This window comes from Mycolicibacter hiberniae, from assembly GCF_010729485.1.
GTDB classification, from domain to species: Bacteria; Actinomycetota; Actinomycetes; order Mycobacteriales; family Mycobacteriaceae; genus Mycobacterium; species Mycobacterium hiberniae.
In genome coordinates this window covers 1,568,780-1,583,829 of sequence record NZ_AP022609.1, presented here as the reverse complement: position 1 = coordinate 1,583,829, position 15,050 = coordinate 1,568,780, and the positions used below count along the sequence as shown (strand labels likewise).

Here is a 15,050-nt window from a genome sequence, read left to right as displayed (position 1 = left end):
TCGGAGGTCGCCACCATGCTCACAATCGCCAAGCGGGCCTGGGTGCCGGTGGTCGTCACCCTGGCCGCGCTCGCCGGGACCGTTGCGGTGGTCAACCTGCGCGGTGCGTTCGGCTCCGACGAGATATTCCGCTGGGACGGCAGCGGCTCCCGGCCGATCGCATCGATCAACGAGAAGCGGATCGTCTACGAGATCTTCGGCCCCGACGGCAGCACCGGCGGGGTCAGCTACCTCAACGAGCAGACCCAGCCCGTCGAGGCGCGGTTCACCCAACTGCCCTGGACGTACACGATCACCACCACGAGTCCGGCCGTGATCGGCAACGTGGTCGCCCAGGGCGACGGCGAGGCCATCGGCTGCCGCATCACCGTCAACGGCGCGATCAAAGACGAGCACCTGGCCACCGGGCACCACGCCCAGGTCTTCTGTCTGGTCAAAGCCGCATGAACGAGCAAGCCAATCCCCGCCCCGCATACATGCGCCTGGTTCGCCTGCTGGCGTGGCCGCTGATCGTCTTCTGGTTCCTGCTCACCCTCGGGCTCAACGTGCTGGTGCCACCGATCGAATCGGTCGCGCGGGAGCACGCGGTCACGATGTCGCCCCAGGACGCGCCCTCGTTGATGGCCGCAAAACACATCGGCGCGACGTTCGAGGAATTCGACTCCGATTCGATGGTCATGCTGGTGATCGAGGGCGAGAACAAACTCGGGCCCGACGCCCACCGTTACTACGACACGTTGATCGAGAAGCTGTCCGCCGACCACGAACACATTCAGCACGTCGCTGACCTGTGGGGCGATCCGATCACCGCCGCCGGGGTGCAAAGCGCCGACGGCAAAGCCGCCTACGCCCAGATCAACACCGCCGGCGACCAGGGCAGCACCCGGGGCAACGAATCGGTCGATGCGGTGCGCAAGATCGTCGCCTCGGTGCCGGCGCCGGAAGGGGTCCGGGCCTACGTCACCGGGCAGGCGGCCCTGACCACCGACATGACCGAGGCCGCCGACAAATCGATGCTCAAGATGATGGCCGTCACCGGTGTGGTCATCATCATCATGCTGGCCATCGTCTACCGTTCGGCGGCCACCGTCGCCCTGGCCCTGGTGATGGTCGGGTTCGAGATGGGCACCGCGCGCGGCCTGGTTGCCCTGCTGGGAAACCTTGGCCTGCTGGGGTTTTCCACCTTCGTGGTGGCGATGCTGTCGTCGCTGGCGATCGCTGCCGGCACCGACTACGCGATATTTCTGATCGGTCGCTACCACGAGGCGCGCAACGCCGGCGAGGACCGCGAAACCGCGTGGTATTCGATGTTCCGGGGCACCTGGCATGTCATCTTGGGCTCGGGACTGACCATCGCCGGCGCGTCGCTGTGTCTGCATTTCGCCCGGCTGTCCTACTTCAAAGCGCTCGGCATCCCGTCGGCGCTGGGTCTGCTGGTGGTGATCGCCGGTGCGCTGACGGTCGCCCCGGCCGTCGTCGCGGTCGCCGCCCCCCTGCTGGACCCCAAGCGGGTCGAGGGGCGCGCCTGGCGGCGCATCGGCACCGCCAACGTCCGCTGGCCGGGCGCGGTGTTCGTGGCCGCCCTGCTGGTCACGCTCGCCGGCATGCTCGCTGTTCCGGGGATGAAGATCAGCTACAACGACCGCTACTACATTCCGGCCGACCTGCCGGCGAACGTCGGCTACGACGCCGCCGAACGCCACTTCAGCGCCGCCCGGATGAATCCGGATGTCCTGATGGTCGAAAGCGACCACGACCTGCGCAACCCCGCCGACATGATCATTTTGGACCGGATCGCCAAGAACATGTTCCGCACCCGCGGGGTGGAGCGGGTGCAGAGCATCACGCGGCCCCTGGGCAGCCCGATCGACCACACCTCGATTCCGTTTCAGATCAGTATGCAGGCCGTCCCGATCCAGGAGAACCTGCAGTTCATGAACGATCGGCTCGCGGACATGCTCACCATGAGCGACGACCTCAGCGCCACCATCGCCTCGATGACCCGCTTGCGCGAGCTGGTCACCCGGATGAGCGGGACCATCGGCCGGATGTCGGCCGACATGGCCGATATCACCGCCACGGTCGACGAAATCCGCGACCACATCGCCGATTTCGACGATGTGGCCCGCCCGGTCCGCAACTATTTCTATTGGGAGCAGCACTGCTTCAACATCCCGGTGTGCCAGGCTGTGCGCTCGGTGTTCGATGCCTATGACGGCATGGACCAGTTCAGCGAGAAGATGCGGCCGCTGCTCAGCGACATCGACGACATCCAGGCGGTGATGCCGCAGATCGTCGAGCAGTTCGCCCCGATGATCGCGGTTGCCGAGTCCATGCGGGCCAGCCTGCGGAGCATGCACTCGAGCTTCGCCGGGCTGGTGAACCAGATGTCGCGGATGACCGACACGGCCAGCGAGATGGGCCGGGCGTTCGACGCCTCCAAGTCCGACGACTACTTCTATCTGCCGCCGGAGGCCTTCGACAACCCGGACTTCCAGAAGGGCTTGCAGCTGTTCATCTCACCCGATGGATCCGCTGCCCGCTTCATCGTCACCTACGACGCCGACCCGGCCACCCCCAAAGGCATTTCGTTCGTGGAGCCGATGCTCGCCGCGGCCCACGACGCCGTCAAGGGAACGCCGCTGACCGACGCGAAGTTCTACCTGACCGGAACCGCCGCGGTGTACAAGGACATCCAGGCCGGGTCTGCATACGACATCCTGATCGTCGGGGTGGCGGCGGTGACCCTGATTTTCATCGTGATGGTGTTGATCACCCGGGCGCTGGTCGCCTCCGCGGTGATCGTCGGGACCGTCCTGCTGTCGTTGAGCGCGGCCTTCGGTCTGACGGTGCTGGTGTGGCAACACATCTTCGGGCTGCCGCTGAACTGGATCGCGCCGGTCTTCGGCGTCATCATCCTGCTGGCGGTGGGCTCGGACTACAACCTGCTGCTGGTCTCCCGATTCTCCGAGGAGATCGGCGCCGGCATCAAGACCGGCATCATCCGCTCGATCGGCGGTACCGGGTCCGTGGTGACCGCGGCGGGTCTGGTGTTCGCCTTCACCATGATGTCGATGGCGGCCAGCGACCTGTATTCGATCGGCCAGGCAGGCAGCACCATCGGACTCGGACTGCTGTTCGACACCCTGATCGTGCGGTCGTTCTTGACGCCGTCGGTCGCCGCACTGCTCGGCCCGTGGTTCTGGTGGCCCCAGAAAGTCCCGGCCCGGCCGCTGGCGTCCGCGCAACGCCCGTAGGGTCCCGCGGCATCAACGCACGCCGAGGGTGCCCGCCAGATACTGGCGGCGGCACGCGGTGCGGCCGAGCTTTCCGCTGGTGGTGCGCGGGATCGCCCCGGCGGGGACGAACCGCACGTCGGCGGCGTCCACGGCGTGCACCCGGCGGACCTGCGCCCGGATGGCCGCAATCGCCGGCGCCGGATCTTTGCGGCCGGTGCCGGTCGCCCGTTCGGCGACGATCACCAGGCGATCGGTGGGCACGGCGAACGCGACGACGTAGCCGCTGCGCACCATCGGCGAGGCGTGCGCCACCGTGTTCTCGATGTCTTGCGGGTAGTGCCGGAGTCCGCCGAGGGTGATCAGGTCTACCGTCCGTCCGGTGACGTAGAGCTCGCCGTCGAGGTAGAAGCCCAGGTCGCCGGTGCGCAGCCAATCAGCGTCGGCCGGGGTGGTCCCGGCATGGCTGCCGCGCTCGAGCCGGGAGCGCAGCCGGGCGCCGAACGCCTGCCGGGTCTCCTGCGGCCGACCCCAGTAGCCGGCGGTGACGTTGGCGCCGTGCAGCCAGATCTCGCCGACGCTGCCGTCGGGCAGTTCCACGCCGGCGTCGACGATGACCGCGGCCAGGCTGCGGGCGACCTGCCCGCAGGAGACCTGAGCCAGCGCACCCGGGTCCTCGGCGCCGACCGGCACGGCACGTCCGGCACCGAGTTGCTCCCGGTCCAGGTACAGCACGCTCGGCTCGGCCTCGGGGGCGATGGTGGCCACGAACAGCGTGGCCTCGGCGATGCCGTAGGACGGCTTGATGGCGGTGGACGGCAGACCGTAGGGCGCGAACGCCTCGCTGAAGGCGGTGATCGCTGCCATGCTCACCGGCTCCGACCCGATGATCAGCACCACCCGCGACAGGTCGATGTCGGCGCCCGGTGCGGGCAGGCCGCGCGCCGCGGTCAGCTCATAGGCGAAATTCGGCGCCGCGGTCACGACCCGGCCCCGGCGGGAGGCGTCCGAGAGGGCGGCAATCCAGCGCTGCGGGCGGCGGATGAACGCCGTCGGCGAGATCAGGGTGGAGTGGCCGCCGTAGACCGCCGGGAAGCCGATCATCGACAAGCCCATGTCGTGATAGAGCGGTAGCCAGCTCAGCCCATGGGTGTTGCGGTCCAGCATGTCGATCGACAGGATCATCTGCAGCAGGTTGGTGCCCACCGATCGATGGGTGACCTGCACACCGATCGGCGGCCGGGTGGTACCTGAGGTGTACTGCAGGTGCGACACCCCGTCGACGTCGATGGGCACGGGCACGAATGCCTGCCCGGCCGAGTCCGGGATCTCGTCCAGCACCACCACCCGGGGCCGCAACGGCTGCGGCAGCCCGGCCAGAAACGCCTCGACGGCCCCACGCGCCGCAGACGTGGTCAGCGCCACCGTGGGGGTGCAGTCGGCCAGCGCGGTCTCGAGCCGTTCGGCGTGCCCCGGCAGCTCCGGAGCGAACAGCGGCACCGCGACGGTGCCGCACTTGATCGCGGCGTAGAACCCGGTGATGTAATCCAGGCCCTGCGGCGCGAGAATCGCCACCCGGTCACCGGCAACGGTCAGCTCCTGCAGGCGGGCGCCGATGGCACGCAGGCGCTGACCGAGTTGCGTCCAGGTCAGCTCCACTGCCCTGCCGCCCTCTTCCGGACCGGCATAGTCGAGGTAGCGGAAGGCCACCGCCCCGCCCACGGTGGCGATATTGCGGTCGATCAGCGAGATCAGCGTGTCGCCCGGCGGCAGGACGATCCCGCCGTCGGCGTCCAGACACTCCTCGATCTGCACCAGTCCGTTTCGGGGCGCGCAACGCTGCGACTGCACCATGCCCGCAGTCTAGGTTGCGCGTCGTCAGTCACGAGTCCAAAGGCGGCCCCACACAACCGCGTTCACCGCAGCCGGTCAGGGGGACGGTTCGCGCAGCGCCAGGCTGATGAACACGTAGCCCACACAGATCAACAGATTGAGCGCGGCGATCATCAGGCCGGCCATGATGAGTGCGTTCATCACGCGTCGCCGGTTACGCCGTGCCCTGGCCAGCCGCTGCTCATGCCGGAGTTCGGTGGCCGCGAGCGCGAACGCGACGTCGACCGACTCCCTCGACGCCAGCGGTGCGCCGACCGCCATCTCCCGCAGCCGAGCGGGCGGAATCCGGACCCCCACCGCGGCGAACCGCCGACTCATCCGTCGCGCCGCCCAGCGGCCGGTCGTGCCTGGCCGCGACGGCGGTTGCCACTGCTGTGCCCACCGATCCGACGGGGACGTCATAGCGCTTGAGCTTAGCCACCTCGGTTCACGAATCCGAGGGCTTCGGCGGGGTTCCGCGGCATTGACTGCGGGTACCGAAGATGTAGGGCAAAACCGAGCTACCGCTCAGCGTGCGGCGGCAGAATACGGGGAGGAAGCATGGGTGCAAGGGAGCGAAATTCCATGACCACGATCCAGAAGAACCCGACGACGAGCACACCGGTCGACCGCGGCATCGACGCCGACATCGCAGCGATGCAGCAGTACTTCGACAGTCCCCGATTCGAGGGCATCACCCGCCTCTACAGCGCCCGTCAAGTCGTCGAACAGCGCGGCACCATTCCCGCCGACTACACCGTCGCGCGGGAAGCGGCTGCCGCGTTCTACGCACGGCTGCGCGAGCTGTTCGCCGCGAAGAAGAGCATCACCACCTTCGGGCCGTACTCGCCCGGCCAGGCCGTCGTGATGAAGCGAGTCGGCATCGAGGGCATCTACCTGGGCGGCTGGGCGACCTCGGCGAAGGGGTCCATCACCGAGGACCCGGGGCCCGACCTGGCCAGCTACCCGCTCAGCCAGGTGCCGGACGAGGCAGCAGGTCTGGTGCGTGCCCTGCTGACCGCAGACCGCAACCAGCAGTATCTGCGCCTGCAGATGACGCCGGAGCAGCGCGCCGCCACGCCCGCGGTGGACTACCGGCCATTCATCATCGCCGACGCCGACACCGGCCACGGCGGCGATCCGCACGTGCGCAACCTGATCCGCCGCTTCGTCGAAGCAGGCGTTCCCGGCTACCACATCGAGGATCAGCGTCCCGGCACCAAGAAATGCGGACACCAGGGCGGCAAGGTGCTGGTGCCCTCCGACGAGCAGATCAAGCGGCTCAACACCGCCCGCTTCCAGCTGGACCTGATGGGCGTGCCCGGCATCATCGTCGCGCGCACCGACGCCGAGGCGGCCAACCTGGTGGAGAGCCGCGGCGACGAGCGCGACCAGCCGTTCATCCTGGGCACCACCAATTTGAGGATCCCGTCCTACAAGGCCTGTTTCCTGGCGATGACGCGCCAGCTCCACAACTCCGGAATCACCGAGATCAACGGTCACCTGCTCTATGCCCTGCCCGAGGGCGAGTACGCCGCCGCCGACGCCTGGCTGGAACGCGCCGGGATCACCGCCTTGATCACCGAGGCTGCCCGGGGCTGGAGCAGCGACGGGAGCAGATCCGTCGATGGCATCTTCGACCAGATCGAGTCGAAGTTCGTCGAGGCCTGGCAGAACGACGCCGGGCTGATGACGTTCGCGGACGCCGTCGCCGAGATGCTCGAATTCGCCGAACGCGAAGGCGAAGCTAAAGACATGACCGCGGATCAGTGGAGGGAATTCGCCGCCCGCGCACCGCTTTACACCGCGCGGGCCAAGGCCGCCGAACTCAACGCCGATCCCGGATGGGACTGCGAACGGGCCAAGACCCCCGAGGGCTACTTTCAGGTGCGCGGCGGCATTCCCTATGCGATCGCGAAGTCCCTGGCCGCGGCGCCGTTCGCCGACCTGCTGTGGATGGAGACCAAGACCGCGGACCTGGCCGAGGCCCGCGAGTTCGCCGAGGCGATCCACGCGCAGTTCCCCGACCAGATGCTGGCCTACAACCTGTCCCCCTCGTTCAACTGGGACACCACGGGGATGACCGACGACGAGATGCGGGCCTTCCCCGCCGAGCTCGGCAAGATGGGCTTCGTCTTCAACTTCATCACCTACGGCGGTCACCAGGTCGACGGTGTGGCCTCCGAGGAGTTCGCGGCCACCCTGCTGCAGGACGGCATGCTGGCACTGGCGCGCCTGCAGCGCAAGATGCGCCTGGTGGAGTCGCCCTACCGCACACCGCAGACGCTGGTCGGCGGGCCCCGCAGCGACGCCGCGCTGGCCGCGTCGTCGGGCCGCACCGCCACCACCAAGGCGATGGGCGCCGGCTCCACCCAGCACCAGCACCTGGTGCAGACCGAGGTGCCCAAGAAGCTGCTCGAGGATTGGCTGGCGTTGTGGGCGCAGCATTACCAGCTCGGTGAGAAGCTGCGGGTGCAGCTGCGGCCGACGCGTCCCGGCTCCGATGTGCTGGAACTGGGGATCTACGGCGACGACGACGAGAAGCTCGCCAACGTCATCGTCGACCCGATCAAGGACCGGCACGGCCGCAGCATCCTGACGGTGCGCGACCAGAACACCTTCGCCGAGAAGCTGCGCCAGAAGCGGCTGATGGATCTGGCACACCTCTGGCTGATCCACCGGTTCAAGGCGGCGGCGGTGCACTACGTCACCCCCACCCAGGACAACCTGTACCAGACCGAGAAGATGAAGGAGCATGGCATCTTCAGCAGCGTCAACCAGGAGGTCGGCGAGATCATCGTCGCCGACGTCAACCACGCGCGCATCGAAGAACTGCTGGCCGGCGACCGGGTGGCGCTGGGCAAGCTGATCAGCAAAGCGGACTGAGACCCCTCGTCTCAGCCGCCCGTGGCGGTACGGAACCTGTCCCGGTAGGCCTTCGGCGACACACCGAGATGGTCAAGGAACACCCTTCGCAGGGTCTCGACGCTGCCGAACCCCGCCCGGCCGGCGGACGCGGCGACGGAGTGCCCGGCGTCCAGCGCCGCGCGGGCCGCATCGATGCGGACCTTTTCGACGTAGCGGGCCGGTGTGGTGCCGAGTTCGGACTGAAACAGTCGCGTCAAGTGCCGTCTGCTCAACGCGGCCCGCCGGGCAAGCGCGTTCACGCTGTGGTCGGCGGCCGGGTCCGCGGCGATCGCATCGGTCACCGCGCGCAGCGCGGACTGCGGGCCTGGGCCGGACTCGACCAACGCCGAGAACTGCGATTGGCCGCCCGCCCGCTTGAGATAGACCACCAGCCATCGGGCCACTTCACGCACCAGCTCGGTGCCGTGATCCATTTCGACCAGGGCCAGCGCCAGATCGATGCCCGCCGAAACCCCGGCCGAGGTGAAAACATCGCCGTCGCGGATGAAGATCGCGTCCGGCTCCACAGTGACGTCCGGGAACGCGCGCGCCAGCAACCGGGCTTCATGCCAGTGCGTGGTGGCGCGGCGCCCGTCGAGCATGCCGGCCTGGGCCAGCACGAACGAACCCGTGCAGATCGATGCCAGCCGCCGGGTGCGGCCGGCCACCGCTCGCACGGCCGCCACGAGCTGGGGATCGATCGCGCGCCGCGGCAGCAGGTCGCTGCCGGCAACCATCACGGTGTCGGCCGCAGCGATGTCGGCGATGCTGTCGGTGACTCCCAGCCGGGCCCCGATCGACGTGGTCACGTCTCGACCGTCGACCGACGCATACCGCACCCGGTAGTCCGCACCGAATCGGTTGGCCTCCACGAAGACTTCGGCGGCCCCGGCGACATCGAGCATCGTCACGTCGTCGTAGACGACGATCACCACCACCCGCGGGACGGCACCGGCTTGCGCCACCTGGCCATTATGTCCGCCGGCAAACCTGCGTACGCCGATCTCGGCCCGGTCCGGTGGCGCGATCTGTGGGAAAGGAGGCCCGAACGGCCGCGGCGGGAATCCCAGATGCCGCGCACACTGGCCCTAGCCGCAACCGAGGAGAAGCGCCCATGGCCACCCAGTCGATCGAGACCATCGCCGACATCAGCATCCCCGGCACCGCGCTGACGCGCGAGATCACCGAGTTCATCCGCGACACCGAAGACGACCTGCTCTTCCACCATTCGCGCCGGGTCTTCCTGTTCGGCGCGCTGCAGGGCAGACGCCGGGGGCTGCAGCCGGATCTGGAACTGCTCTACGCCGGCGCCATGTTCCACGACCTGGGTCTGACCGAACGCTATCGCACCTCGACGGTGCGTTTCGAGGTGGACGGCGCCAACGCAGCGCGAGACTTTCTGCTCGAACGCGGCGTCGATCCCGCCGACGCCGCCAAGGTCTGGCTGGCCATCGCCTTGCACACCACCCCGGGGGTGCCCGAGTTCCTCGATCCGGAGATCGCATTGGTCACCGCCGGAGTCGAAACCGACGTGATCGGCATCGGACGAGACGACCTGTCTCCCGAGGACATCACCGCTGTCACGGCGGCTCATCCGCGCCCGAACTTCAAGAAGCAGATTCTTGCCGCCTTCAACGACGGTATGAAACACCGCCCGGAGACCACCTTCGGCACCATGAACGCCGATGTCCTGGCGCACTTCGACCCCGGGTTCGTTCCGGCTGATTTCGTCGAGCTCATCCGGGGCAACTCCTGGCCGGAGTAGGAGCCGCAGGTGCTGCGCCGTCGCGAGGCTAGCCGCGGATCCCGGCCACCGTGTCCGCCAGAGTTTCGCGGGGATCCCGGAACACGATGCCGAGCTCGCGCTCGGCCGGCGAGTCGTCGGAGTCGGGCATCTGGGTGTAGTACTGCATACCGGCCTCGGTGAACGGGGTCGAGATGGGCAGCGTCTGCTGCACCTGGTCGAGGATCCGGCCCGCCCAGCGCAAGGCGACATCCGGTACCGGCACCGCCACCATCGGTGATCCGGACACGTCGGCGAGCAGCCTCGCCAGTTGTCCCGGCGGCACCCGCCGGCCACCTGCCATATAGCGCCGCGGGCCACGTCCGGGTTCCAGCAGCGCCACGTGCATGGCCGCCAGGTCACGCACATCGATCACCAGCCACGCCGCGCCGCGACCGGGAATGACGTGCATCTCCAGCGCCGTCCGTACCCCTTCTCCGGCCTCGCCGAGCCGATCTCCGACCGGCGGTCCGAGCACCATGCCCGGATAGGTGATGGTGACCGGGGCGCCGGCGTCCTGCAGCCCCCGCGCATAGAGATCTTCGCGTGCTTTCGACCGGCCGTAGCCGTCGGCGCCGCCGGCCACCGGCAGGTCGGCCCGCAGCGTCTTCAGTCCCGGGTGGAACAGCGCGGTGAAGCTGGAGACATGAATGATCGGATCCAGCCCCAGCTCGACCGCTCCCCCGAGCACGTGGTGTGCTCCCGCCGAGTTGGTGGTCAGCATCTGCGCCGTCTGGCGGGGATCGGTGGCGACCACAGCCGCGGCGTGTACCACCGCGTCGCAGCCCCGCAGGGCCTGGTGCACCGAGGTCGCGTCGGTGATGTCGCCGACGACATGGTCCGAGACGTCGACCCCCAACCGCGCCACACTGCTGTGCAGGCCCGCCGGATTGCGGACCAGGAATCGCACCCGGTGTCCCGCGTCGGCGATCGCCTTGGCGGTCCAGCCGCCCACGAATCCGGTTCCGCCGGTGATCAACACTCGCATCGCGCTCCCCCTTCTGCCCGATCTTCGCGCACCCGCCCCGGTGGATCAGACCCGTTTGGGCAACTGGTCGGCGATCAGCGGGGCGATCTTTTCGGCCATGTAGGCGTGGCCGGCGTCGGTGGGATGCACCCCGTCCGGGCCGATCAGGTCGGGCAGGCCGACGAACCACCGCTCGGCGAGCGGGTCGATGAACACCGCACCCACGACGCGGGCCTCGGTGCTGAGGATGTCGCGGATTCGCCAGATATTGCCCGGCACATCGGTGGTGGGCCACGGCGGTCCGATCACGAGCATCCGCGCACCCGGCGCCGTCCGGCGAGCCAACCCCAACGCGTCGGCGATCATGCGGCTCAGCTGGCCCGGCTCGACATCCTGATCGTTGCGCGAGCCGAAGAACACCACCAGGGCGTCCTCGGGTCGCACCGCACGGGAGGTCAGGTCCTCGAACAGTCCGCCCCGGTTACCGCGCACGCCGTAACCCGCACCGCCTTCCGCCGCTACGTCGGCGCTGACGAAGACACCGCGGCCGGCCAGGTTCTGCCAGGTCCGCTCGGTCCAGTTCGCCGCGCCGCGCCCGGTGTCCTGATACCCGGAGGTGTAGGAGTCGCCGATCACCGCGATCCGATTCGGCGTGGCGCTCAGCGGGACCGTGGCCAGGTGACGCGTCGGGGTCTGGCCGCGCGACACGTAGCCGGTAGCCGCGACGACCGAAACGACGCCGGTCACCATCACCACGGCGAACGTCCACACCCGGCTCACTGCCACCTCCCCTGTCCTCAGCGCAGAGTAGCCGGGACCTCGAGCGGGACTTCCCCGAGTACACCGTCCTCCGGGCCGGGACAACTGTCCGGCGAATCGTTCGGCTCGACCGCCAGGGGGTCTTCTGCCGGGGCCGCCGGTGCGGGCTCCGGGCGCGCGCCGATCATCTTGCGCATCCAGTGCCGGCCCGGTTCCTCCACTCCGTGGAACAGCAGCACCGACAGCAGCGTCGCCGCCGCCAGCACCGCTGCCACCGCCCATTTGGCTGCGGACGTCCCTTCGCCGAGCACGATCTCGAACTGCAGGACGGCCCAGTTCCAGGACGTGTGCACCAGCTCGTGAACCATGTACAGGCAGAACGAGATCTGCCCGCCGTAGACCAGCACCCGTGTGGACAGCAGCGCGGGCAGGCTGCCGATGCCGATGGCCAGGCACATCACCAACGGCACGAACAAGACGTCGACCAGGCCTCCGCTGTCATAGAGCCCGGAGATCGGATGGCTGTCGAAGTAGTACAGAACGCCGACCATCGCGGCCACCAGCAGTGCCGAGCCGACGCCGGCGGCTCGCCGAGCCGAGTCGCTCAGCCCCTGCGGCTCGAGCTTGCGCACCGCCGCGCAGGCCAGGGCGCCCGCGGTGAACTGCATGACGATGCGCGGCAACCAACTCCACGGGCTGTAGAACTGGCCGGTGGCAAGCAACAGCAGCAGCGGCGGAAGCGAGGCGATGATCGCCAGCGCCGCCAGGCCGCGCGCCGAGGTCACCCGCATCGCCCGCAAGACCAGCAGTACCAGTCCGGCGAACAACAGGTAGGCCAGCCATTCCGCGCTGATGGACCAGGCCGGACCGTCCCAGCTCGACCCGTCGAAGAAGGGCTCGAACCACAGCTGCACCAGCAGAACCTGACGCACGTAGCTGACCGCGGTGATCCGGCTGAGGTCCTCGGTGGGAACATGCCCGACGTGCAGGGTGAAGATCACCCACAGCAGCGCCAGGTGCAAGGTGACCAGGTAGATCGGCCAGACCCGGGCCAGCCGCAGCCATAGGAAGTGCAGCGTGGCACGTACCGAGAAGGTCTCGCCCATCCGTTCCAGGTAGTTCCAGGTCAGAACGAAGCCACTGAGGATGAAGAACAGGTCGACGCCCTGGGCGCCCCGGTCGAGCACCGGGGCGAGCGCGTCGCTGAACGCCGGGGACGCCAGCTGCAGCAGCGGGCGGAAATGAAACAGCACCACCCATACCGCGGCGACGATGCGAAGCCCGGTCAGGGCCTTGATCTCTCCGGTGCGCACAACACTCTTTCGCCGGTGGGCTCCGCTTGTCCAGACTGCCTCGGTGCGGGCCCGTCGAGATGCCTCGACGATCAGCAGCCACAACCCGGTAGCCGGCAGCCCTCGCAGACTAGCAGCGCAGATTGACGCGGGAGAAGTTGTCGGCCGGTGCGTCGGCGACGATGTGCAGCACGGCGTTATGAATACTGTAGCGATGCCAGACGACTACCAGGTTGGACGCGGAATCGCCGACATCACCGGCGAACCGGCCGAATGCGGAATGCTCGGCTACGGAGTGGCCTCCCAGCAGACCGACGGGATACACAATCGGCTGCGCGCCCGCGCCTTCGTCATTGCCGACGCCGCCGCCGGCAACCGGCTGCTGCTGGTGGTCTGCGAAATTCCACTGCTGGTCGAAAGCATTCACCACGCGGTGTTGGGTCGCCTGGCCGACACCTACGGTCAGCTCTACACCTTTGACAACGTGATGCTGACCGCGACGCACACCCATTGCGGTCCCGGGGGCTACTCGGATCACCGCCTGTACAACTCCAACACCCACGGGTTCCGGCAGCAGACGTTCGACGCGATCGTCGACGGAATCTGTGAAGCAGTGGACAGGGCCCATGCCGACCTGGCGCCGGCCAGCCTGAGCCTTGCCGTGGGCCGGTTGCATGACGCCAGCAGCAATCGGTCGCCGTCGGCGTTCGCCCGCAACCCCGAGGCCGATCGCGCCCACTTCCCCGACAAGATCGACCCCCAGACCACCTTGCTGCGCATCGAACGCGATGGCCGACTGGTCGGGGCGGTGAACTGGTTCGCCACCCACGGCACGTCCATGACCAACCGCAACACCTTGATCAGCGGGGACAACAAGGGGTACGCGGCCTACCAGTGCGAGCGCCTGGACCACGGCGTCGACTACCTGTCGCCGGCCCCACCGGATTTCATCGCGGCCTTCGCCCAGACCAACTCCGGGGACATGTCGCCCAATATCGGCCGGCGGCCCGGCAGCGGACCCACCGACGACGAATTCGAGAACACCCGGATCATCGGGGGCCGCCAGGCGACCGCGGCCACCGAACTGACCCGGGGGCACGGCACCGAGGTCACCGGAGGGATTGACGCCCGCGCCACCTACGTGGACCTGACCGACTTCGAGGTGCGGCCGGAATTCACCGGCGACGGCCGGGCCCACCGTACCGGTCCCGCGATGGCCGGGACGTCCTGTCTGGCCGGCACCGACGAAGGCGCCGGACCGCTGTATCCGCTGTTGAAACAGGGCCGCAACCGGTTTTTCGACGGGCTGGTGGCCAATACGGTTTTCCGCCTCTCTCCGCGACTGCGCGACGCGCACGCCCCCAAGGGCGCGGTGGGTCCGGGGATCCGGCTGAACAAGGCGTTGTCGCTGCTGATGCCCGAGGGCGGCCCGGTGCAGCTGCTGCGCATCGGTCAGCTGTACCTGATCGGCATTCCCGCCGAAGTCACCATCGTGGCGGGCCTGCGGCTGCGCCGCACCGTGGCCGAGATCGTGGGCGCCGAGCTGCGCGACGTGCTGGTGGCCGGCTACAGCAACGGCTACCTGCATTACGTCACGACGCCGGAGGAGTACGACGAGCAACGTTACGAAGGCGGCAGCACCCTGTTCGGCCGCTGGGAGCTGCCGGCCCTGCAGCAGGTGGTAGCGGAACTGGCCACCGCGATGCGCGACCAGCGGCCCGCCCCCGACGGCAAGCGGCCCGCCGAGCCGTCCCGCCGCCGGCGCTCACGGCGCCGGCCGAAGCCCGATGCGCCGGCCGCCGGCCAGCGGTTCGGCGACGTCGTGGCGGCCCCGGAACGCCAATACCTGCCCGGCGCCACCGTGTCGGCGGTGTTCACCGGCGCCTACCCGAACAACGACCTGCATCGCGGCGGCACCTACGTGCGGGTGGAGCGTCAGACTCCCGAAGGCTGGGACACGGTGGCCGACGACAGCGACTGGTCGACGACCTTCCGCTGGCGCCGCACCGGACGGCGCGGGTCGACCATCACGGTGACCTGGACACTCCCCGACGATGTCGACGGCGGGCGATACCGCCTGCGCTACGACGGCGACGCGCGGGACGCCGACGGGCAGATCACCGCGTTCACCGGAGTCACCGACCCGTTCGATATCTCACCAAAGCGTTAACCGGTCGCCCAAGACGCCTTAACTTCGCCGCATACCGTCGGAAACATCGAGGTCGGCGCACCCG

At 68.5% G+C, this 15,050-nt stretch carries 11 protein-coding genes; 5 read left to right on the top strand and 6 right to left on the bottom strand.

Features of this window, described 5'->3' with window-relative positions; translation table 11 throughout:
- The first annotated feature begins 15 nt into the window (after positions 1-15).
- Entirely contained in the window at positions 16-447 is a 432-nt protein-coding gene (locus G6N14_RS07375) for an MmpS family transport accessory protein (RefSeq protein ID WP_085135438.1), read from the top strand.
- Positions 444-3,257, top strand: a complete 2,814-nt coding sequence (locus G6N14_RS07370) for an MMPL/RND family transporter (protein ID WP_085135290.1) — start codon at positions 444-446, stop codon at positions 3,255-3,257. Before G6N14_RS07375 ends, G6N14_RS07370 begins: the two co-directional genes overlap by 4 nt.
- Before the next feature lie 12 nt (positions 3,258-3,269).
- Here G6N14_RS07370 and G6N14_RS07365 read toward each other — a convergent pair whose 3' ends face one another.
- On the bottom strand, positions 3,270-5,090 hold the full coding sequence (locus tag G6N14_RS07365) for a fatty acyl-AMP ligase (RefSeq protein WP_085135289.1): 1,821 nt from the start codon (positions 5,088-5,090) through the stop codon (positions 3,270-3,272).
- Between the two features lie 75 nt (positions 5,091-5,165).
- Positions 5,166-5,531 carry a hypothetical protein gene (locus tag G6N14_RS07360; protein ID WP_234808880.1) on the bottom strand — a complete coding sequence of 122 codons (366 nt, stop codon included), beginning with the start codon at positions 5,529-5,531 and terminating at the stop codon, positions 5,166-5,168.
- A gap of 162 nt (positions 5,532-5,693) precedes the next feature.
- Here G6N14_RS07360 and aceA point away from each other — a divergent pair, with 162 nt between their 5' ends.
- Positions 5,694-7,994, top strand: a complete 2,301-nt coding sequence (aceA, locus tag G6N14_RS07355) for an isocitrate lyase ICL2 (protein WP_085135287.1) — start codon at positions 5,694-5,696, stop codon at positions 7,992-7,994.
- Between the two features lie 11 nt (positions 7,995-8,005).
- On the opposite strand, the gene G6N14_RS07350 is transcribed toward aceA, so the two are convergent.
- Complete coding sequence (locus tag G6N14_RS07350; protein ID WP_264079935.1) at positions 8,006-8,980, bottom strand: GlxA family transcriptional regulator; 975 nt, start codon at positions 8,978-8,980, stop codon at positions 8,006-8,008.
- Between the two features lie 149 nt (positions 8,981-9,129).
- Between G6N14_RS07350 and G6N14_RS07345 the strand changes: the two genes are divergently transcribed.
- Positions 9,130-9,780, top strand: coding sequence for an HD domain-containing protein (locus G6N14_RS07345; RefSeq protein ID WP_085135286.1), 651 nt, complete (start codon positions 9,130-9,132; stop codon positions 9,778-9,780).
- 28 nt (positions 9,781-9,808) lie between these two features.
- Here G6N14_RS07345 and G6N14_RS07340 read toward each other — a convergent pair whose 3' ends face one another.
- The 3 genes from G6N14_RS07340 to G6N14_RS07330 are packed head-to-tail and all read right to left on the bottom strand — an operon-like array spanning position 9,809 to position 12,837.
- Positions 9,809-10,786, bottom strand: coding sequence for an NAD-dependent epimerase/dehydratase family protein (locus tag G6N14_RS07340; RefSeq protein WP_085135285.1), 978 nt, complete (start codon positions 10,784-10,786; stop codon positions 9,809-9,811).
- Positions 10,787-10,831: 45 nt separating this feature from the next.
- Positions 10,832-11,545: an Rv0518 family GDSL lipase gene (locus G6N14_RS07335; RefSeq protein WP_234808893.1), complete on the bottom strand. Its 714-nt coding sequence runs from the start codon at positions 11,543-11,545 to the stop codon at positions 10,832-10,834.
- Between the two features lie 17 nt (positions 11,546-11,562).
- Positions 11,563-12,837: an acyltransferase family protein gene (locus tag G6N14_RS07330; protein WP_085135284.1), complete on the bottom strand. Its 1,275-nt coding sequence runs from the start codon at positions 12,835-12,837 to the stop codon at positions 11,563-11,565.
- Positions 12,838-13,030: 193 nt separating this feature from the next.
- Between G6N14_RS07330 and G6N14_RS07325 the strand changes: the two genes are divergently transcribed.
- Entirely contained in the window at positions 13,031-14,986 is a 1,956-nt protein-coding gene (locus G6N14_RS07325; protein WP_085135283.1) for a neutral/alkaline ceramidase, read from the top strand.
- Positions 14,987-15,050: the final 64 nt, after the last annotated feature.